This is a genomic window from Roseimicrobium sp. ORNL1 (assembly GCF_011044495.1).
Classification (GTDB): Bacteria; Verrucomicrobiota; Verrucomicrobiia; order Verrucomicrobiales; family Verrucomicrobiaceae; genus Roseimicrobium.
This window is the reverse complement of sequence record NZ_CP049143.1, coordinates 7,501,384-7,522,179: the sequence shown is the minus strand read 5'-3', so window position 1 is coordinate 7,522,179 and position 20,796 is coordinate 7,501,384. Positions and strand designations below refer to the sequence as shown.

Sequence of the window (20,796 nt, the reverse complement as noted above, 5' to 3'; positions counted from 1 at the left end):
GGTCTGAAAGACCACAGGAGCCCAGCCCAGGGTTAGGGAGCCTCAGCGACCGACACCCTGGGTTGCCACCAAAAAAATATCCGACCCTGAAGGGGTCGAGGAGCGCGACGAATGGTCTGCAAGACCATAGGGCCTATTTGACGACTCCGCGACTCTTTCAGAGTCGAATACATCCTGATACACCACCCAGGGTGTCGGTCGCCAAGGCTCCCTAACCCTGGGCTGGGCTCCTGCGCCCTTTCAGGGCGCCAATGCATCAATCGGTGAGTGGCCTCCGCGAGCGGGTATGCGCAGATCGCAGAGACGCCATATAGGCACAACGCTGGTGTGGGATGTTTTGTAATGCACGCAAATACTCTCACGGATTCTCCTTCTTCCTCTCCCCGAGATACCGCAGCAGCTCCTCCTTCGGCTCATGCAACAGCAAACGCGGCACGAGCTTGGGTGGCAGGTCGAGACGTTGGGAGATCTCGCGCATGGCTTGAAGCCACGCTGCGACATGGGAAGGATCCTGACCCTGCAGACTGGTGGCCGCACCAGACACCGTGCCTTGTCTCGCCAGGGCAAAGGTGGTGGCGCCGGTGCCGGCTCCGGGCTCCACTTCGCCGTCGAAGAGCACGGCCACGGTGCCATGACCGGGCCATGACTTCATCCAGAGCGTGCCCCGCTCCGCTTTGCGGTAGGTGGCGCTCTGCAAATCCGGCACCGGGCCGCACTCGACTGCGAGGGCCACGGGGCATTGGTGTTGCAGGCTCCACTCCAACCAGGAGGTGGCCCACGCGGCGGCATCGCCGGCGTCGCTGCGGTAGTTCATCACCACGATGCGTGCGGCGCGTGGCGCCAGTCCCTTGAGAAGTTTTTGCGCGGCGGGCTGGGCAATCAACCAGAAGGGAACCACGGGCTCCACCTTGAGGGGCGCCTTGCCCGGCGTGATCGCTTCATACATCTGCAGCCAGTGCTGGTGCCACAGCTCCGGCTCCAGGCGGAAGCCGGGGAGCAGGTAAGGCTCCACGTCGTACTGGATGCCATCGAGGTACTTGCCATGCAGCGCGGAGAGTTGCTGGTGCCGTGTTACAACGTTCGGCTTCTCCTGCGGCAGGATCATGTGGGGATCACCCTCCACGGCCACAACACGGAAACCCGCTTTGCGCAGATCGGCCAGGGCAGGCAGGGGACCATCTGCTCCGTCCTTTAACTCCCTCGGCAACGCGAGTTGCAGCACCCGGACACCAGCCTGCTTCCACAAAGGTTCAAGCCTGCGCCATTCATCCGGTTTGGTGGACCAGTTCCACACGCCGAGTTCGGATTCCTTTGCGACCTGCGCGCCTCCGACTTCCGCTCCCTGCTGGAAGGAGATGGAAGATACCTCCAGCTCCGCCGCATGATCATCTGGTGCCAGCAGCACCACACGCAACTGCTTTGCTTCCGCGAGTGGCTTGGGCAGCTTCAGGGAATAGGTGGTCGCCGAGTCTTTGAGATCCAGTGTTTCGAGGATGGTCGCGTCACCAAACCCCCGGCCGTTGTCGAAGGCGAGGCCCGTCCGGATTTTTCCGGACCCGCGCGCCACGACTTGGAGTACCCACGGTTCCTTGCCTCCCAGCAGAGGCAGCCGCCAGGAGCGCGCGGCGTACAGGCCTGCGGGTTTCGCACCCGGCTTCATGGTCCATGAGGGTGTATCAGGAGCGGTGTTTTTCTCCTGCACCCGCTCCTCCACACCAAAGGTGGTCCACTCCAGATTGCGCACCAGATTCACCCCGGGCGGCGCCGGGAGCAGGGGAGCCTGCTGTCGCAGCGGAGAGCACTCCTCGACCGTCGGAGGATTCGTCTGGAGATTGCCGATGAGTTGCACACCGCCGTCCGTCTGCTTGGCGAGTTCCGGCGGCAGGATGGCGGCCCAGCGCACCGTTCCTGCCGGAAGGGTGAGGGACGGCCCAGGCTTTGCCCCCGGTGTTTGTTCCGCGCCCTGCAGTTTCAGCACGCTCCAGGTCCCGTCCGGATTGAGCATCTGCTGCCAGCGAGGCGTTCCCGCTGCGGGCGACTGTCCTGCTGGAAGCTTCTCAAGCGCGAGCATGGGGGGACTCTCACCAGAAGCGGGACACAGACACCCGCACATGAACATGCCAACAACGCCTGCCATCGCAGGGAGGATAGGTCGACGGGAAGTGATTTGGGCCGGACACGCTTGCATGCGGGATCAACTGGGGGAAATGCATGTGTCGGGAATCTCGTAGCCGCGCGCGCGCAGTTCCGCGCGCAGTTCTTCCACGGTATTGCGTATGACGGCCATCGATTCCGAGCGGGCCTCCGGTGTCTTCGCCTCAAATTCGGCGATGTTCCAGAGATGGGCGGCGCGGGCGAATCCCATGGTGCCACAGAAGCCCCGGGCGCGGTGGGTGGCCTGCAGCCAGGCGGCGTCATTGCCGGAGTGAAGAGCCTGCGACATGGCCGCGAGCGCTTCTTCACACTGGGTCATGGAGAGAAGGAGAAGGTCCTGATCGATTTCGGTCTCGCCGGTCAGGCATTGCAGAAACTGATCTTCGTCGACCACGGCAGGTTGAGTTGCAGACATCGGATCTGAAGGGTTGAGTTTTGGGGGAAGGGACGAGGCCAACCGCCTTAAGGAGTGGATGCTTCGGGCTGGGTCGCCACCTTGGGCCTTTCTTCGAAAGTCTTGCGAAGCGCCTCGGCGATTTCCTGGCTTCGCACGGGCTTGCTGAGATAGCTGTCCATGCCGGCGGCCAGGCAATCATCCTTGTCGCCTGCCACCGCATTGGCTGTCAGCGCGATGATGCGGGGCCGGCTGGCGCGATCGTAAAGCCGGCAGATTTCACGCGAGGCCTGGAGTCCATCCATCTCCGGCATCTGCACATCCATGAGGATGAGATCATACTTTTTGCGCTGCAGCGCCGTGAGCACTTCGAGACCATTGGCCACAATCTCCGGCCGGTAGCCGAGCCTCTCGAGGACCAGGGAGATGACCCGTTGATTTACCGGGTTGTCTTCAGCCACGAGAATCTTGAGCGGATAGTCGAGCGCCCATTGCGGATTGGAGGCGGGAGCAGCCTTGCGTCGTGGCGTGTTCTTGTCACTCCCCAGCAGGCGCAGGAGGCTCTCGTACAGGGCCTGGGTCTTCAGTGGCTTGGAGATGACCGTGCTGACACCGGGCCTGCTGTCGGAGGCACTGGAGTCCCCCAGAGAGGTGAGTACCAGCACGGGCATTTGCTGCAGCGGCACATGCGCGTTGATCTTTTCCGCGAGTTCAAAGCCGTTCATGCCCGGCATGTGGCCGTCCAGGATCGCAATGTCGAAGGGATCGCCTCGTTCGATCCATGACAGGGCCTCTGCGGGAGCAGCCGTGCTGCGCGGCACCATGCCCCAGGCCTTGCTCTGGGCTTCCAGGATCCAGCGGTTGGTTTCATTGTCATCCACCACCAGCACGCGCATGCCCTGGAGTTCGCGATCATGACCACGCTGATACACTTGAGCCGGCGCGAAGTCCGTGGGCTGCAGCGGAATCTCAAATTGGAAGTCGGCTCCTTTTCCGGGTTCGGATTCCACCCACACCCTTCCTTCCATCATGGAGATGAGACGGTGGCAGATGGCCAGGCCCAGCCCCGTGCCGCCGTACTTGCGACTGGTGGAGGAGTCCACCTGGCTGAAGGACTGGAAGAGGCGGTGCTGGTGCTCCGGAGAAATGCCGATGCCGGTGTCGCGCACGGAGAGGTGCAGCTTGTCCGGGACATCTGGCGCGCTCTTGCGGCAGATGCGCACGAAGACTTCCCCCCGCTCGGTGAACTTCACAGCGTTGGAGATGAAGTTTACCAGGATCTGGCGAAGCCGGGTAGGATCGCCCAGCAGGAAGGCAGGCACGGTGGGCTCGATCCAGTAGAGGAGATCCAGCTTCTTCCGCGATGCCTGGCCGGACACCAGATCGAAGGACGACTCCACGCATTCGCGAAGATCAAACGGGATGACCTCCATCTGCAACTGCCCGGCCTCGATCTTGGAGAAGTCGAGAATGTCATTGATGATTCCCAGCAGCGCATCGCCACTCACGCGGATGGTATTCACATACTCGCGCTGCCGCTCATCCATGCTGAGGTCATGCAACAGCTCTGACATCCCGATGATGGCGTTCAGAGGCGTGCGGATCTCGTGGCTCATGTTCGCCAGGAATTCGGCCTTCGTCCTGGCGTGGGCCTGGGCCTGCGCGGTGGCCACTTCCAGCTCCCAGTTGCGGCGGGTCAGCAGTTCCGCCGCCTGGTGACGCTCATCCACATCCTGCACGACTCCGCGCAGGGAGACGATGTTGCCCAGGGGATCACGGACCGGCTCACCGCGAATGTGGATCCAGCGCTGGCGGCCCCTTCCGGTCGTGATGCGTGCTTCGAAATCGAAGACTTCTCCCTCTACCATCGCTTGTTGGATGGCGCGTTCGACAATGGGCCTTTCAGCTGGGGCAAAGAGTGTGAGGGCCTCTTCTGCTTTGATCGGTGTGCCCGGCTCAAATTCATAAATGGCATAAGCGGTGTCCGACCACTTCAAGCCACCACCATCCAGGAGGAATTCCCAATGTCCCAGCTTCGCGATGCGTCCCGCGGCATCCAGAAGCGCGCGTGCCGTTTGCTCAGCCCGGACGGTCTTGCGCAGGCGTTCCTCCATGCGCTTGCGTTCCGTGATGTCGACTGCCGTGCCCAGGGATCCGATGGCATGGCCCACAGCGTCCCGTATCAGGGTCACGGTGAGTTCCACCGTCTTGTGTGTGCCGTCCTTGCATACATAGGTCCACTCCCGGCGCTCGACACCATCCCTTCTGGGCAGCGCGACGAACACCTCGAAACCCTGCACCTCGCGCGCGAGGGTCCGGGTGAGCTCCTCTCCGCGTGCCTTCACCTCATCTGCAGAGTGAAAAATGGCGGGTGTATGTTGTCCTACCATCTCCTCCGCCTGATAGCCAAGCAGCTCTTCAGCGCCCCTGTTGAAAAAGGTGATGGTGCCGGTGGCGTCCACGCCTATCACTGCAACCCCGGTGGCGGAGTCCAGCACTGCCTGCAGTTTTGCCTCACTTTCGCGGAGCCGCTTCTGCACCTCCAGTCGTTCCTGCATTTCCGTACGCAGGCTTGTGTTCGCCTGGTAGGTGGCCCTGGCGTGGCTGCGCATCATCCTCAGGGCTACTGCCGAAAGAGCCAGCAGCGCGGTGAAGCCAAGCCCGGTGACCAGGATGAGATTGGGCAGGCGGCTCTGCTTGCTGACAATGTCGTTGCGCGGCTCCAGGGAGACATCCCAGCGCCGGGTCAGTGTTTCAAACGTGGCCCGTGCCTCTGGATTCTCTACTTCGGGCATGCCGGGCACGCTGCTGAAGATGGGGTTTCCATCTTCCGCCACAGACACGAGGTAGCCCTCAGCATGCGATTGCACGAGCATCTCTGTGAGAAGCCGTTTCACGTCGATCGCGACGAGGATGTAGCCGTCGAACTTGCCTCCTGGAAACAATGGCCGGCAGACCAGCATGCAGGGGCGTCCGTCCGAGATGGGCACGACGGGTGACAGCGCTCGTGAGGAGGACTCACGGGCCAGCGTGGTCATTTCCTGGATGGCCTGCCGGGTGCCTTCCGGCACCCCAACGGTGATGGAATGCTGCCTGTCTGGCGTGATCCAGCGACTCTGTCCATCCGCGTCCACACGCTCAATGGAGTCGAAGACCTTTTCATCGCGGAGGTACGCCATGGCATCCTGCTCCCATTCATTTTGGGGCGTTCCCTCACGGACTTCCCAACGCTGGGCCATGCGGTCGATGGCCCGTAGCCGGGAGCCCAACTGCTCACGCACTGAGCTTACGAGGTTCCTGGCCATCATGTCGGCCTCCGCTACCTGGGAGTTGCGCTGATCCGCCAGCAGAGCCTGCCAGAGCAGGATGGTGGCGACGGTACCTGCCACCGCGAAGGGCACGGGGAACCACGGATGATCCTGCGGCGTCTTCCCTCTGAAATCACGCAGTGTCGCGGCCAGCAGGCCGACGGAGAGGATCACGACACCCACCGCGCTGTGAAGTGCCATGCCGGTGAACTGACCCCAGGCATACGTCCCCGTGAGTCCGATGGCATATCCCACCAGAGCCACGAGACTCAGTGACAGGGTGCAGGCGCCCGCCACCCACCCCACCGGGCAGTGGAGGAGACGAAGCCGGGGCGAGGCCAGCACCGCCAGCGCGGTGCCACACAGGGCAAAACACAGCGCGGAAGGCGGGGAAGGCCGGAGGTTGCTCACATGATCCGCGGTGTGAGGCAGCCGGTTGGCAAGCAGTTCAAAACCGAAATCGTGGCCCAGGAAATACTCCAGGCACAGGAGCCAGCCGATGATCCCGGTAAGCAGGCCAAGCACGGCCGAGACTCTTTGCCGTTCAAGACCCCGCGCCAGCAGGGCCACGCCCACCAGGACAAAGCACACGGCAGTGAGAAACTGCATTACGGCGAAATTCCCACGAATCTGGATGATGACCTGTTGCTGGAAGAACCAGCCCGTCATCACGATCAGGCCGAGCAGCGCCACCATGCCCCCGCAAGCAACGACGAGCAGGCGTGCCCGGTGATGCTGATCCGCAGTCGGGAATAGTCGGTCGGCCTCGGCCATGATCTGATAATTACCATAATCGCGTGCCATGTTGAAATCGAGTGCTGTTTCGCCTCTTTGAATATTTCGCCCTATTCAAATAAATGAAACGGGCCTCCCTCGTGGTGAGGGAGGCCCTTTGGGTTTTCAGATCTGCTCTACCAAGCAGGAGAAATTCAGATTCAGATGCCCAGCGAACGCAGCAGGCTGGAAGTCACCGAACCGGTGACGGGCAGGCCGCGCTCGCGCTGATAGCGCGCGATGGCATTGCGGCTGCCGGGGCCGAGGCTGCCGTCGATGGGGCCATTGTAATAACCACGGCGGGCCAGGGCGCGCTGCACCTTCATGTCGGTGGAGTCCACCTGCCAATCACGTGGGTAGTACTGGCGTGGCACGGCCTCACGGCTGCGGTAGTACACGACACCGGGAGTCTGGTAGTAGTACGGCGCATTGGCAGGACCGTAGTAGTAGCCCTGGCCAGCATAGCCGCTGCCAAAGGTGATCACAAAGCTCGAGCGGGGAGCAGCGGTGTAGCGACGGTAGCGGTCATCCCGATCACGGTCGCCATGATGATGGTGGTCATCGTGATCATGATCATGATCGTGGCGATCGCGGTCGAACTTATCCTCGATCTTCTTCTGCTTCTTCTTCAGAAAGTCGAACGGGTCAGCCTTCGATGTCGCCGGCAGTGCCAGGCAGGCGACGCCTACCATGGTGGCAGTAGTCAAAAAGCGGCTGAGGTTTGATGAGGTGATTTTCATAACGGGGGGTTGATTTGATTCGGGTTGCCTAACGAATCGCTTTGACGGGGCGACCCGGTTGCGTCTTCAAACCCCATGCGACTTTTTGCAATGAGTGTGGCGGCGCTCAAAAACACACAGCCCTCCTTCCCGGTGGGAAGGAGGGCTGCATATTTTACTGCATCACACCATATCATGGTGCAAATGTGGATGCTTGCTGGTGCATCAGCCTAGATTCGTAGCGCGCGCAGGAGGCCCGGGGTCACCGTTCCGGTCACCTGCAGGCCATTGTCCCGCTGGTAGCGTGAGATGGCGCGGCGGCTGCTGGAGCCCAGGCTGCCATCGGCGGGGCCGTCATAGTAGCCACGACGGGAAAGCGCACGCTGCACCGCGGCGTCTGTGGAATCTCGATAGCGATCATCGGAGTTCCGACGGTCACGAGAATGATCGCGGTCAAAATCACGATCACGATCGCGATCATTCTTGCGATCGTACTCCTTGTTCAACTCGCGGCGCGCCTGCTCCTTCAGAATGTCACCGATGTTCGGTTCCGCGGACGCAGTAAACGGCGCTGCGAGACAGGTGGCACTCAATCCAGCAGCGATGCACCATCGGTTCAGTTTGGAGAATGGATTTTTCATGGTGGTTTGGGGTTTGTGGTTAACCCAAAGGGATCGGGCTCCCACACCGCCATGGTTGTGCTTGCAGACTGCCCTGATTTGTTCAGATCGAAAGCAGAAGCTGCTCACGCATCGGTGGTACCAAAGTAGAAACCCCGATGCCGATAAGCCGCAGTGGCTTGGTCACCAACTGATGTCGCGCCAGCAGATGGCATGCGAGCCGATAGATGTCCGCGGTATTTGCAATGGGATCGGTCAGACGCACCTGCCGCGTGAGCGTGGAGAAGTCGCTGTAGCGCACCTTCACCTGCACGGTCAGTGCGGCGAGCGCGTGCTTTTCCAGTGTCTCAGCCACGTCTGCAGCAAGTTCCTTCAGTGCAGCACGCAAGGTGGGACGATCGTCCGTATCATCGAGGAAGGTGTTCTCTGCGCTGATGCTCTTGCGATCCTCGCTGAGATCCACGGGGCGATCATCGATGCCCATGGCACGGTGTTTCAAGGTCTCCGCCCATGATCCTACCATCGGGGAGAGATCCATCTCCGTGTCCTGGATATCGCCAATGGTGTGCAGACCGCGATCCGTCAGGCTTTGTGCTGTGACGGGGCCTACGCCATGGATGGAACGCACGGAGAGTGGCCGCAGGAAGGCCACCTTGTCCTTCTCCCGGATCAGCGTGAGACCGTTTGGTTTCTGGAAATCGCTGCCGAGCTTCGCAAGAAATTTGTTCGAGGCGATGCCGACACTGGCGCTGAGATGGCGCTCCTCCTGGATGCGGCGCTTGATCTCGCGTGCCACCGGCACTGCGGCTTCCAGTGCGGTGTCGGTGTCTGTACCTTCGGGGAGCTCGGCTACTTCCAGGTAGGCCTCGTCCACGGAGACGCGTTCCACCTTGGGTGTCACCGCGCGGAGGATTTTCATGATCTCCTGGGACTCGGCCCGATAAACCTCCATGCGTGGCCGTACGAAGATGCCGTGCGGGCAGAGCCGGCCGGCGGTCCGCGAAGGCATGGCGGAGCGCACCTTGAACTGGCGTGCCTCATAGCTTGCTGCGCACACCACGCCACGTCGATCCGGCGGCGAGCCCACGATCACCGGCTTGCCCAGGTACTCCGGATGATCCCGCTGCTCGATCGACGCGAAGAAGGCGTCCATATCGACATGGAAAATGACACGCGGCATGGGAGTGGGGGAGTTGCGGGTGTTCTCCAGAACAGTAACGAGAGACCATCTGCGACTGCAAGCGCGAATCGGTGGAATCAAGAGGGGGACAAAGCCCGGCGGCTCATGTGGAATCGCGGCGCGTATCTCCGTGAAAGGATGGAGTCGCCCGGCTCACGTGTGTGCATGAGCTTCATGAATATCTGTACTGCTCACGCGCCTTGCTTTCGCGAGTGCATAACGCATGTTGACCACCCAACCTTGGCTCTCCCAACCCAACTGAACACGCCATGAATCCAAAATTTTCCGCCTACGCCAATCCCGATGTGCTCGTGGATACGGAATGGCTCGCCGCCCATTTGAATGACCCGGACATCCGCATCGTGGAGAGCAATGAAGACGTGCTGCTCTATGACACCGGCCACATTCCGGGAGCCGTGCACATCGACTGGCGCCGTGACCTGAATGATCAGGTCGTGCGCGACTATGTGGACACGGAGCACTTCGCCCAGCTCTGCCGCCGCAACGGCATCACGCCGGACACCACCGTGGTCTTTTACGGTGACAAGTCGAACTGGTGGTCCTGCTATGCGCTGTGGGTCTTCACCCTCTTCGGTCACAAGAAGATGAAGCTCGTCGATGGCGGTCGCGCCAAGTGGGAGGCGGAAGGTCGTCCCCTCACGCGTGAAGTGCCGAAGTTCGCGGAGACCCAGTATCCCGTGCCTGCCGAGCGCAACGACGCCGCCCATCGTGCCTACTTCCAGCAGACGCTGGAGCACATGAAGGCGAAGAAGCCGCTCGTGGACGTGCGCAGCCCGAAGGAATTCAGCGGGGAAGTCACCCACATGCCGGAGTATCCGCAGGAAGGCGTGCTGCGTGGCGGTCACATCCCCACGGCCAAGAGCTGCCCCTGGGCCCGCGCCGCCGCACCGGATGCCACCTTCAAGACCCGCGAGGAACTCGAAGGCATCTACAGTGGCGAGCTCGGCCTCAAGCACGAGGACGACATCATCGCCTACTGCCGCATCGGCGAGCGCAGCAGCCACACCTGGTTTGTGCTCAAGTACCTTCTGGGCTTCCCCCTCGTGCGCAACTATGACGGCTCCTGGACCGAATGGGGCAACATGGTGCGCAGTCCGATTGAGAAGGGGGCGTGAAGAGTGATGGGTCAGGGGTTATTGGTTGGGAGTTATGGGGCAGCACTTTGACCGGTGCTTTCCCCCTTGATTCCAGACGTATTCACTCATAACCCCTCACTTCTAATTCTTAACTTAGTCTCATGTATCCCGAGCCGCTCCACGACCTTATCGATCTCTTCGAACACCTTCCTGAACAGGAGCGGCGGGAGAACCTGATCGTGATGTCCGATGGCGCCGCGAAGTGCGGGCCCAAGGAGGGGGAGAGTTTTGATCTCGAAGACGTGCGCAAGGACGAAGAGTGCACGGATACCGTCGGCATCTTCCTGCGCGTGGATGAAGGTGACCGCGCGCACTTCGCCGTGAGCCTCGGGCCCAAGGTGCAGACACTGACGAAAGCCATGACCAGCATCCTGTGTCGTGGCTTGAATGGCGCGAAGCTGCAGGATGTGCTCGAAGTGCCGGCGGATTTCGTGCCGCGCATCATCGGCGCCGAGCTGGTGCGCCTGCGCAGCCAGACCGTCTATTATGTACTGAGCCGCATGAAGACGGCGGTGAAGATGTTCATGGATCGCCGGCGTGCGGCGGCGGCTGAGGCGGCATAGGAAACGGGACGAGGGCTGCACCCATTGAGGCTCACGGTTGCGCCCGCGACACATCCTTGTCCGTGAGGACAAATGGTCCATCCGACCCAATCCGTACGCGCAGGGACCCTTTGTCCATGTTCTTCCGATAGGCTGGTATCATCTTGCGCAGCAGATGAGCTGGCATGGGATCCCAGGCATATAGAAAGTACTGTGGGCTGCTCGCATCAGAATCAGCCAGGGAGAATTCAGTATCAATCGTCTTGCGAAAGCCCGGCTGGAGGACCTTTCCTTCCCAGAAGTGGTCTTCTACCAGATAACTGAGCTCGTCGAAACGACCTGCGAGGTGGGCACCGTGGAACTCCAGAAAAACCATGCCTAGCACGTCATATGGCGATGTGTTCTCCACTTCGTATTTCACCGCGACCCTATCTGCGCTGACCCGCTTGAACTCCAGTACCCGTATCGTGAGCGGGTCGCGCTGCGTCCATCTTGGCACGACATACCAACCCACAGCTGATATCAGGACCAGAATTGCTATCAGCAGGACGATCTTAATAGGCCGAGGCATGGGACTAGGTTATCGGAAGGACGGCATTTCCCAACAAAAAACGGGAGCATCGCTGCTCCCGTTTTCATGAATGGCATCTGTATCTGTCTGTGTCGTTCGCAATCGAACCTAACTACTCAATCCGCTTCAGCGTCCCCACACGGTAGGGCACGTCCATGAGCTTCAGGTTGTCCGATTCCGCGGCAATGGCGTCGAGATAGATGATCTTGGGGAAGTCTTCGAGCTCGATGGTGTGCAGCAGGTTCTGCGGCTCCTTGAAGGCCTTGTCGAGATCGCTGAGGTCATTGATTTCCTTGCCATTCACCTTGCTCACGATGCTGCCACCGATGCGGCCGTAGCCCTGGGTGCTGCGGGTGGGAAGGGCGCCGGAGAGGAAGATGATCTTCTTCTTGCCCATCTTCTCATACTCATCCGCATGGCTCGCGATGTGCACGAGGCGAAGGGGGCCGCTGGTTTCCCAGTTTTCACCGAAGGATTGGAGGTACGGGATGGAGAGTTCCTGGAACACAAGGCCGCCCATCACGAGGAAGTTTGCGCCGCGGTCGAAGAGGTAGGGCCACACCACATAGTCCTTCGGATTCTTGCGGGTGAGCTTGCCGGAGAGGGTCTGTTCCTTGCCATCACGCAGCACCTTCACGGAGACCTTGTCACCCACGTAGCTGTTGCCACGCACGAGATGGCTCAGGTTCACGGGACCGAAGACGGGATCCTTGTAGTCACCGCGGGCGTCGACCTTGTATCCATTCATCTCCATGAGGATGTCGCCCTTCTTCATGCCCAGGCTCTCCGCGCTGCCGCCCTTGGCGACCTCGCCGATGTACACGCCCTGCTGGTCCTTGGTCATGCCAAGGTATTCGCGGAACTGCTCATCCAGCGTCTGCTGGTACTCGACGCCGAGGCTCGGGAAGCCCTTGTAATCGCCGGAAGCGATGTCCTTCAGGAAGTGTGCGATGATGGGTCCGGGGAGCACCGTCGCGGTCTGGTCGCGCGAGTTGTAGCGCAGCAGCAGGCCGGCGAGTTTGCCGTTCTTGATGACCGGAAGGGTGAAGCTGTTCGACTCGCTGCGGATGATGCCGATCGTCTCGTACACGAGGAAATGGCTCGTATCGAGCACGTAGCGGGAGGTGAGCACCTTGTTGATCTCCAGCGGGGTGATGATGAGGTCACCCACGCGACCAAGCTGCCAGACCTGGAGCTTGTCACCAATGCGACCGCTGGTCTCAATGGCCAGCGGTTTGAGGGCCGAGAAGAATTCCTTCGGATCCGAGGCAGGCTCAAGCACGGCGAGGTTCGCATCGTAGTCCACGGCCTTCACCTTGGCAGTGAGCTTCTGGCCGGTGTCGGCCTGCTCAAGCTCGATGTAGGTCGCGTCCGCCACGATCTGCGCGGTGACGAGGATCTGATTCTTCTCCATCAGCACGCCGAGGCCGCGGCGCGTGCCGGGGGAGGTCTTCTGCCACGGCACCCGGAAGTTCCAGGCCTGGTACGTCACGTTCACACGCAGCAGGGAGGTATTCTTGCCCGCCGCTTCGACGATGGGCATGGCCACCACGGCCACGGGCTCCTCGCTGAGGGCGCTCTTTTCACCGCCGCGACCTTGTCCTTGTTGTTGCGGGCGGCTTTGCGCTTGCGCGAGCACCGGTGCGGCCAGCACCAGCAGCGCGGCAAGAGTTACACGAAAGGGATTCATAACCATGGGAAGCAAAAGGGAAATCTTGGGAACAAAAACTCGTACTCGGTGAGTGGAGCAGCTTGGGATGAATGGGTCTGACAGATCAGTCCCCGAGGTAGCTGTCCTTATCCACGCCGTACTTCTGCAGGATGATCGGCTGGGCAGCGTCCGCGAGGTCGCGGCGGAGCACGAGAGGGCGGTTCTTCTCAAGCAGCTTCACCACCACGAACTTGCCGTCGCCTTCCTTGTGCTTCAGCGCTTCGGCCACGTCCTTGAGGTTCTTGATCTTCACGCCGTTGATCTCGTCCACGATGCTGTGCTGGTACCCTTGCAGGTAGCTGTTGACCTCATCGGGCAGGATGGCGGTGAGGACGACGACTTCGGGGCGCTCCTTGAAGAGTTCCTTGGTCACGTAGTTGTCGAACCAGTAGTTTACGAGCGGGTCACGGATGTTATGCGCTTCCATCAGGTTGCGCGTCATCGGCTGGAAGAGCATGCCCGCGTAGAGCACGTAGGTGGGGCGCTGGACATACTGCTCACCCAGCATGAGGTAGGGGAGGTAGCGCTTCAGTTCCAGCTCCACCGTCTGGGGCTTGCCTCCACGGAGGATGTCGATCTTGATCTTGTCGCCGGCGAACTTGCGCTCCACGACTTCATTCATGTCCACCATCTCGCCGTCCAGGCGGATGAGGCCGTTGTTGTAAACGGGGCTGCCGTCGATGGCCATGAGCACATCGCCCACTTTGAGAAGGTCACCTGCGCAGCTGGCGCTGTCGACATTCGCCACCATCACGCCCACGCCGTTGTCTTCCAGGCCGAGCGCCTTGATTTGGGCAGGGTTCTCAATCGGGAAATCCGTGATCGCCAGATCCATGTAGTGGTCGTAGCTTCCGTCTTCAATGTCCTTGAGGAAGCGGTTGATGACCGGCACAGGGATCATGTAGCCCACATTCTGGGCCACGGCGCCGCTGTAGCCCTGGAAGGCCACGCCCACGACCTTGCCGCCTTGCAGGACCGGGCCACCGCTGTTGCCGGGGTTGATCGCCGCATCCACCTGGATGGCCAGATGCTGGTCGATGCCGCTGTGTGAGTAGCTCTGGAAGTCGATGCGGGAGACCACACCGCGTGTCACGCTCACCCGGTCGCCTCCGATGGGATAACCCACCGCGATGACCTCGGTATCGAGTTTCGGCACATCATCCAGCTTGAGCGGCTTCAGGTCGGCGAAGCGCTTCGTATCGAGCGGTTCGAGCATGGCCAGGTCGCAGTCATGGGCGATGTGGACGATCTTCGCCTCGTAGGGTTTCGGGTCATCCGTGGTGCGGATGAAGATCTTGGTGCTGTTGCTCACCACGTGGGCGTTGGTGATGAACTTGTTCTTCCCCACGAGCCAGCCTGTGCCGTTTCCGCTGGTGGGGCGGCCGGCCTGCCAGGGCGTGCGGTAGTCAGGGAGCAGGAATTCTGCCTCGATGCGCACGATGCCCTCGAAAGGGTCGGTCCCGGCCGGGGCATTCTTCGCAACCGCCTGAGTCTCTTCGGTCGTGGCAGCTGGAGGGGCTTGTTCTTGTTTGGTACCTTCGCCCATCAGGGGCAGGTGGAGCGCCGTCAACAGCAACGCCGGCAGGAGCAGGGACTTGGACATAGGCATTTGGAGGAAAGAAGAACGCGCAAAACGGTCGTCTTGCTCAAGGAAGACGCAAGATTTTCCCGGCTCGGGCATGAATAGTGACCATGAGACGTCCTTCCGTTCGGTTGGGCAATCTCAATCTGGGCTGGCATTCCCGAATCCGGCGAGACGAGCCTGATCTTGGTATCTTTACGGGCCGATCCGTTGTCGGGAATTTGATGTTTTTCATCCTCTTATGACTGTCGGCACGGTTTTCCCGGGAGCTGGCATGGCGCCACAGACTGTTCCTTGCCCCCGTCGATGCCTCCCGCTAGCATGCGGCCCATGTCGCGTTTCCTCGCTCTGGCCGTCCTGACGTGCTGCACTCTGTCGCATATCGCCTTGGGAAAGGAGGAGATGATCTGCCGATGTGGGCAGGACCACACTCAGGCGCACACGCGTCTTCTGCCGGCTCCTGTAGGTGAGAAACCGGGCCGCAAGTATGCCCGCGACCGCCATGTGGATGTGCAACATCTCCAGCTCGACGTGACGCCAGATTTCGCGAAGCGCACTGTGCGCGGCACGGCCACGCTGATTTTCCATCCCATCGCCAAGCCGCTGTCGGAGCTGGAGCTGGATGCCGTCGGCCTGGTCGTGGAGAAGGTGGCCGTGCAGGGCGCGACGCTCGCCAGTCACGAGGTTACGGATGACAAGCTGGTCATCCACTTCAAGGATGCCATTGCGCCGGATGTGCAGGCCTCGGTGAATATCACGTATCGCGCGCAGCCGGAGCGCGGTCTGTACTTCCGCACGCCGGAGATGGGTTACAAGCCCGGCGACACGCAAGTGTGGACCCAGGGCGAGGCCGAGCTGCACCGTTTCTGGTTTCCCTGCTATGATTATCCGAACGAGCGCTTCACCAGCGAAGTGATCTGCCACGTGCCGGAGGGCATGAGTGTGATTTCGAATGGCGTGCTGGTGTCCCAAACGAAGGACGCGGGTGGCCTGCAGTCCTGGCACTGGCGGCAGGACAAGCCGCATGTGAACTACCTCGTGGCACTCGCCGCGGGTTACTTCCACAAGCTCGAAGACAAGGTCGGCGAGCTGCCGCTCACGCTCTATGTGCCGCCCTCGGAGAAGGATCAAGCTGCCGGTGCCTTCCGCGACACCAAGAAGATCATCGAGTTCTACCAGGACGAGACCGGCGTGCCCTTCCCTTGGGACAAGTATGCCCAGGTGTATTGCCTCGACTTCGTGGCCGGCGGCATGGAGAACACGAGCTGCACCTTCAACACGGCCAATATGCTCTTCCGCGATGAGACGGAGCAGCTCAATACCCTGCACCGGCTGGATGCGCATGAGACGGCGCACCAGTGGTTCGGCGATCTGGTGACCTGCCGCGACTGGTCGCACCTCTGGCTGAATGAGGGCTTCGCCAGTTATTACACCGTGCTCTATGAAGAGGCGAAATCAGGCCGTGATGCCATGCTCTACTCCCTCTGGCGCGAAGCCCGCCGCGTGATGGAGAAGGAGGACAATCGTCCTACCGTGTGGCGTGACTACAAGGACCCCATGGAGCAGTTCGACCAGCGCGTGTATCCGAAGGGTGCGTGGATCCTGCATATGATCCGCGCGCGCCTCGGCCCGGATCTCTATCGCAAGGCCATCCGCAGGTACCTGGAAAAGCAACGGGGCACCGTGGCGACCACGGATGACCTCATGGATGTGCTCGAAGAGGTGTCCGGCTTGTCCTTTGATCAGTTCGCCGACCAGTGGCTCTACCACGGTGGCGTGCCGGATCTGGATGTCGACTATTCATGGGATGCCGGGACGAAGCAGGCGAAGCTGAATGTGAAGCAGACGCAGAAGGTGACCCCCGAGGTGCTGCTCTTCCATTTCGATCTGCCGGTGCGCTTCTGGGTGAAGGGTGAGGCCAAGCCGCGCGACTTCAGCGTGACCGTGAGCAAGGCCGAGGAGAGCTTCTCCTTCCCGCTGCCTTCCGCCCCGGAACTGGTGCGCGTGGATCCAGACTACACCGTGCTGGCAAAGATGAGCTTCAATCCGCCACCGGACATGCTGAAGCGGCAACTGCAGGGGGATGTCATCGGCCGCATGCTCGCGGTGCAGGCCCTCGGTGGGAAGAAGAACGCGGAGAGCGCCGCACAACTCGCGGAGGTGCTGAACAAGGACGCCTTCCATGGCGTACGCAGTGAGGCGGCGAAGGCGCTCAGGAAGATGAACACGCCTGAAGCGCGTGCGTACCTCGCCAAGAGCCTCGCGCAGCCAGATGCCCGCGTGCGTGTGGAAGTGGTGGAGGCTCTCACTGCATTCCCGCACCCGGAAGCGTGGGAAGCGCTGATGAAGCAGGCCGCGATTGAGAAGAATCCCGAAATCCTCGCGGAGATCATCAAGACCTGGAGCCAGCGCCCCGGCGATGCCGCGATCACCGCGGCACTGATGAAGCATCTGGAATCCGAGACCTACTGGAATCAGGTGGCCATGGCAGCCATCGGCACCTTCCGTGCGCAGGATGACGCCAGCGCGGTGCCGGCCATCCTCGCACGTTTGCAGAAGACGCCACTCGATTTTGGCACCTGGGATCGCGCTGCTGCCATGGAGTCCCTCGGTTTCCTGGCGCGCGATGAGAAAAATCCCCAGCGCACCGCCGTGCTGAACTACCTCACGGAGCACCTCAACGACCCACGTGAATCTTTGCGTGTAGCGGCGGCGAAGTCACTCGGACTGCTGCGTGATCCGCGTGGCCTTGCCTGGCTCGCGCCATTGGCCGCCACGAGCAAGCCCTTCAAGGATCCCGTGCGCGAAGCCGCGGAGAAGTCCATCACCGCGCTTGAAGCCGCGCAGGCCGGTCCGCAGGAGTTGAAGGACGTGTGGAGTAAACTCCAGGAACTGCAGAAGAAGTCCGAGGACCTGCAGCGCCAGCTCGAGAGGATGCCGGCGAAGTAGGAGGAGCGCTGTCATGTCCCTCACCTCCCGTCTCCTCTTCGGCTTTGCCATGATCGCAGGCATCGGCTTCTGGCTGATGATGGATCAGGTGCTGGATCGTGTGGAGCGCCAGTACTTGGAGGCTGCGGAGGAACCCATGGTCGACATGGCGAACGTGATGGCGGAGGTGCTGGCACGCGACATCAACTGGGACCGCAAGATCGACACGGAGCCACTGCGGAAGGCGATGGAGGCAGTGCACATACGCATCTTCGAGGCGAAGATCTATTCGCACACCAAGACCCAGGTGAACATGGACGTGTATGTCACGGATGCGCAGGGCAAGGTGCTGTACGACTCCCTGCATCCGGAACACATCGGTACCATCATTTCGAAACGCGATGTGAATCTCACCCTCACCGGCAGGTATGGCGCACGCTCCACGCGCGATGATGAGCGCGATCCCAACTCCTCCATCATGTATGTGGCCGCGCCGATCTATTCGAAGGGGCTTATCGTGGGAGTGGTGGCCGTGGCAAAGCCCCAGAGGAGTAGCTTCAAGTTCAGGGATGAGACAAAGGCATGGCTCATCCGCACCATCGGCTCCCTGGTGCTGTGCATGGTGCTGGGGTCCTTCCTGCTGGCGCGTTGGACCACACGTCCCATCCGCCGACTCACGGACTATGCGGAGTCCATCACGCGTGGGGAGCGTCCACCCGTGCCGAAGTTGCACGGTGTGGAGATGAAGACCCTGGGCACCGCCTTCGAAAAGATGCGCGACTCCCTCGAAAATCGCGAAAGTGTGGAGCACTATGTGCAAACGCTCACGCATGAGCTGAAGAGCCCGGTGGCCGCGATTCGCGGCGCCGCGGAACTCATGCAGGAGGAAACCATGCCGGGCGCGCAGCGGGTGCGCTTCCTCCGCAACATCCAGGTGGAATCTCTTCGCTTGCAGGATCTGCTGGAGCGACTCCTTTCACTTGCCTCATTGGAGAACAAAAAAGCCCTCGATGAGCCGGCGAAAGTGGATCTCAGCGCCATCGCCCGCGAAGTGTGTGACCACTTCACCGCGCCACTGGCCCAGCGTGGACTCAAGCTCGACTGCTGGGTGCAGGATGGCGTGCAGGTGCGTGGGGATGCCTTCCTGCTGCAGCTCGCCTTCACGAATCTTGCGCAGAACGCTGTCGATTTTTCACCTGAGGGCGGGGTCGTTTCCATCGGGCTTAAGACGGTGGATGATCGCGCATGTTTCGTCGTGGAGGACGAGGGGCCGGGCTTGCCGGACTATGCGAAGGGCCGCGTGTTCGAGCGCTTCTACTCCCTGCCGCGGCCTCACAATGGAAAGAAGAGCAGCGGTCTTGGATTGTGTTTCGTGAAGGAAGCGGCGGCCTTGCATCAGGGAACCGTGGAGCTGGAGAATCGCGATGGTGGCAAGGGCGCGCGGGCAGTGTTCAGCATTCCTGCGTGAGGGTTGTTGGGGTCGTGAATTTCAACACAGAGGAGATGGAAGGGCAGGCGACTCAAGTCGGGGCGCAAGAAGGGATCTGCGATCGACTGTGGATATGTTTCTGCTCTCAATCCGAAGTCGTACCATTCACGCCACAAATCCGTGCTTGCAGTCCCCCTCTGCGCACGCCACTGATTTTTCCGCTCGTCATGATCCGCAAATCCTCCCTTCTCCTCGGTGCGCTCGGCGCATTTCTTCTGGCTTCGTGTGCTTCCAGGCCCCAGGAAAATGCGGGTGCGGACTACCTGGCTGGTCTCGGCAGCGCCGTGCCGCACTCGCCGCAGTCCCTTGGCGTGGCGGAACACACCTCCTACTGGGATGATGACGGCACCAGCGGCCCCGGGTACATCGTGGTGGACCTGCGCCGCCAGGTGGCGGAATTCTACCGTGGCGGCCATGTCATTGGTGTGGGGGCCATTTCTTCGGGTGTGGAAAACCGCGCCACACCCGCCGGCGATTACAAGATCCTGGAGAAGGACATCGACCATGCATCTTCCTCGTACGGCATCATTGAGGACAGCAACGGCAAGACGGTGAATGCCGACGCTACGCCCAAGACGCCCCGCCCTCCCGGCACCCGCTATGTTCCTGCGCCCATGCACTATTTCATGCGCATCACCTGGGATGGCGTAGGCATGCACGAAGGGTTCCTGCCCGGCTATCCCGCCAGCCACGGCTGCATTCGCATGGACCGCAATGTGGTGCCCAAGTTCTATGAGAACTCCTACGTGGGCATGCCCGTGAAGGTGGTGCGATAGGACAGTGGGACGCTAGGTGGCGTGTCTGTCAGTGGGTGCGCTGTCGGTTGGCAGTGCTTTCAGCGAATGGCTGTCGAGGTTGCCGCGTCGTGGGCTGTTTCGGGTTAACCGCAAAGGGGCAGAGAGGCAAAGGACGCAGAGGAAAAAGAACGTACTGGCTGCGAGAGCTTGGTACGTCTCGATGCAGAGGAGGCAGAGACGCACAGCGGACGCCTGCCTGTTGATGTTGCAGTCGTGAGAGATAGACCACCGGAATCAGGCGACTACCGTCGTACCGTCCCACCGCTCACTGTCGCACCGGACTACTCCCGTTCGCCTTCGTCCGCCTCTTCCTCCTTCAGTTCCTCCATGTTCCACTCCTCGTCGAGACAGAGGAAGAACTTGTTGTGCATGTCATTGCTGATGCTTTCCCAGCCCATGTCAGCTCCCTGGTTGGGGTACTTCTTCCGCATCATCGCCTGGTTGAAGTACTCCAGCCATCCAATGTTCGGACGGATGATGTGGCCCTTGAATTTGATGTGATCGCTTTCCAAGCCGCCCTCGTCACGGAAACTGATGACTTCAGCTGCGTCGGGCAACTCGATGGTTCCTTCGATGACGATCCTGATGGTTTTGGCCATGGTGTTGATGTCAAGATGGTGTACTCAAAAACATCGCTCCAGGCGGGGTGAACACGTCTTTGGTTGGAGAAATCTCCCGTGCAAGCACAGACAAAAACGCGCCCGATTTTTCAATAATTCTGACGACTTCGTAAGCTTAGCGCATTTAGGTAAGGGCCGCCATCATTTTGAATAGGGATTTTGTGGGTGTACATGTGGATGTCGCAAAAGTGATAAGGCATCGCCTTGTCCAAGTTGGACTTCGACGCCTGCCAACGCATGAATCGTGCCC

Annotated in this window: 15 protein-coding genes; 5 read left to right on the top strand and 10 right to left on the bottom strand. The window is 60.8% G+C overall.

Annotated features, from left to right (window positions below; translation table 11 throughout):
* Nucleotides 1-358 precede the first annotated feature (358 nt).
* The 6 genes from G5S37_RS30455 to dinB form a co-directional block, all read right to left on the bottom strand.
* Nucleotides 359-2,071, bottom strand: coding sequence for a hypothetical protein (locus G5S37_RS30455; RefSeq protein WP_165210296.1), 1,713 nt, complete (start codon nucleotides 2,069-2,071; stop codon nucleotides 359-361).
* 123 nt (nucleotides 2,072-2,194) lie between these two features.
* Entirely contained in the window at nucleotides 2,195-2,569 is a 375-nt protein-coding gene (locus G5S37_RS30450) for a hypothetical protein (protein ID WP_165210293.1), read from the bottom strand.
* A gap of 47 nt (nucleotides 2,570-2,616) precedes the next feature.
* Complete coding sequence (locus G5S37_RS30445) at nucleotides 2,617-6,630, bottom strand: response regulator (RefSeq protein WP_206026223.1); 4,014 nt, start codon at nucleotides 6,628-6,630, stop codon at nucleotides 2,617-2,619.
* A 161-nt stretch (nucleotides 6,631-6,791) separates the two neighbouring features.
* Complete coding sequence (locus G5S37_RS30440; RefSeq protein ID WP_165210287.1) at nucleotides 6,792-7,370, bottom strand: peptidoglycan-binding protein; 579 nt, start codon at nucleotides 7,368-7,370, stop codon at nucleotides 6,792-6,794.
* 209 nt (nucleotides 7,371-7,579) lie between these two features.
* Nucleotides 7,580-7,990 (bottom strand): peptidoglycan-binding domain-containing protein, encoded by a 411-nt coding sequence (locus G5S37_RS30435; protein WP_165210284.1) that lies wholly within the window; start codon nucleotides 7,988-7,990, stop codon nucleotides 7,580-7,582.
* Nucleotides 7,991-8,072: 82 nt separating this feature from the next.
* Nucleotides 8,073-9,149, bottom strand: coding sequence for a DNA polymerase IV (gene dinB, locus G5S37_RS30430; RefSeq protein ID WP_165210281.1), 1,077 nt, complete (start codon nucleotides 9,147-9,149; stop codon nucleotides 8,073-8,075).
* 269 nt (nucleotides 9,150-9,418) lie between these two features.
* Here dinB and G5S37_RS30425 point away from each other — a divergent pair, with 269 nt between their 5' ends.
* The gene (locus tag G5S37_RS30425; protein WP_165210278.1) at nucleotides 9,419-10,285 is read left to right on the top strand and encodes a sulfurtransferase; all 867 of its coding nucleotides are present in this window, start codon (nucleotides 9,419-9,421) and stop codon (nucleotides 10,283-10,285) included.
* A 122-nt stretch (nucleotides 10,286-10,407) separates the two neighbouring features.
* Complete coding sequence (locus tag G5S37_RS30420) at nucleotides 10,408-10,869, top strand: SufE family protein (RefSeq protein ID WP_165210275.1); 462 nt, start codon at nucleotides 10,408-10,410, stop codon at nucleotides 10,867-10,869.
* A gap of 31 nt (nucleotides 10,870-10,900) precedes the next feature.
* On the opposite strand, the gene G5S37_RS30415 is transcribed toward G5S37_RS30420, so the two are convergent.
* The 3 genes from G5S37_RS30415 to G5S37_RS30405 form a co-directional block, all read right to left on the bottom strand.
* On the bottom strand, nucleotides 10,901-11,419 hold the full coding sequence (locus tag G5S37_RS30415) for a hypothetical protein (protein ID WP_165210272.1): 519 nt from the start codon (nucleotides 11,417-11,419) through the stop codon (nucleotides 10,901-10,903).
* Nucleotides 11,420-11,531: 112 nt separating this feature from the next.
* A complete protein-coding gene (locus tag G5S37_RS30410; protein ID WP_165210269.1) occupies nucleotides 11,532-13,109 on the bottom strand; it encodes a S1C family serine protease in 1,578 nt (525 codons plus the stop codon).
* 85 nt (nucleotides 13,110-13,194) lie between these two features.
* Nucleotides 13,195-14,733, bottom strand: coding sequence for a trypsin-like peptidase domain-containing protein (locus G5S37_RS30405; RefSeq protein WP_165210266.1), 1,539 nt, complete (start codon nucleotides 14,731-14,733; stop codon nucleotides 13,195-13,197).
* A gap of 381 nt (nucleotides 14,734-15,114) precedes the next feature.
* On the opposite strand from G5S37_RS30405, the gene G5S37_RS30400 reads away from it, so the two are divergent.
* The 3 genes from G5S37_RS30400 (at nucleotide 15,115) to G5S37_RS30390 (ending at nucleotide 19,905) form a co-directional block, all read left to right on the top strand.
* Nucleotides 15,115-17,661, top strand: coding sequence for a M1 family aminopeptidase (locus G5S37_RS30400; RefSeq protein ID WP_206026222.1), 2,547 nt, complete (start codon nucleotides 15,115-15,117; stop codon nucleotides 17,659-17,661).
* A 13-nt stretch (nucleotides 17,662-17,674) separates the two neighbouring features.
* A complete protein-coding gene (gene creC, locus G5S37_RS30395) occupies nucleotides 17,675-19,108 on the top strand; it encodes a two-component system sensor histidine kinase CreC (protein ID WP_165210262.1) in 1,434 nt (477 codons plus the stop codon).
* Nucleotides 19,109-19,296: 188 nt separating this feature from the next.
* Nucleotides 19,297-19,905, top strand: coding sequence for a L,D-transpeptidase family protein (locus G5S37_RS30390; RefSeq protein WP_165210259.1), 609 nt, complete (start codon nucleotides 19,297-19,299; stop codon nucleotides 19,903-19,905).
* Nucleotides 19,906-20,207: 302 nt separating this feature from the next.
* Here G5S37_RS30390 and G5S37_RS30385 read toward each other — a convergent pair whose 3' ends face one another.
* Entirely contained in the window at nucleotides 20,208-20,525 is a 318-nt protein-coding gene (locus G5S37_RS30385) for a hypothetical protein (protein ID WP_165210256.1), read from the bottom strand.
* Between the last annotated feature and the right edge of the window lie 271 nt (nucleotides 20,526-20,796).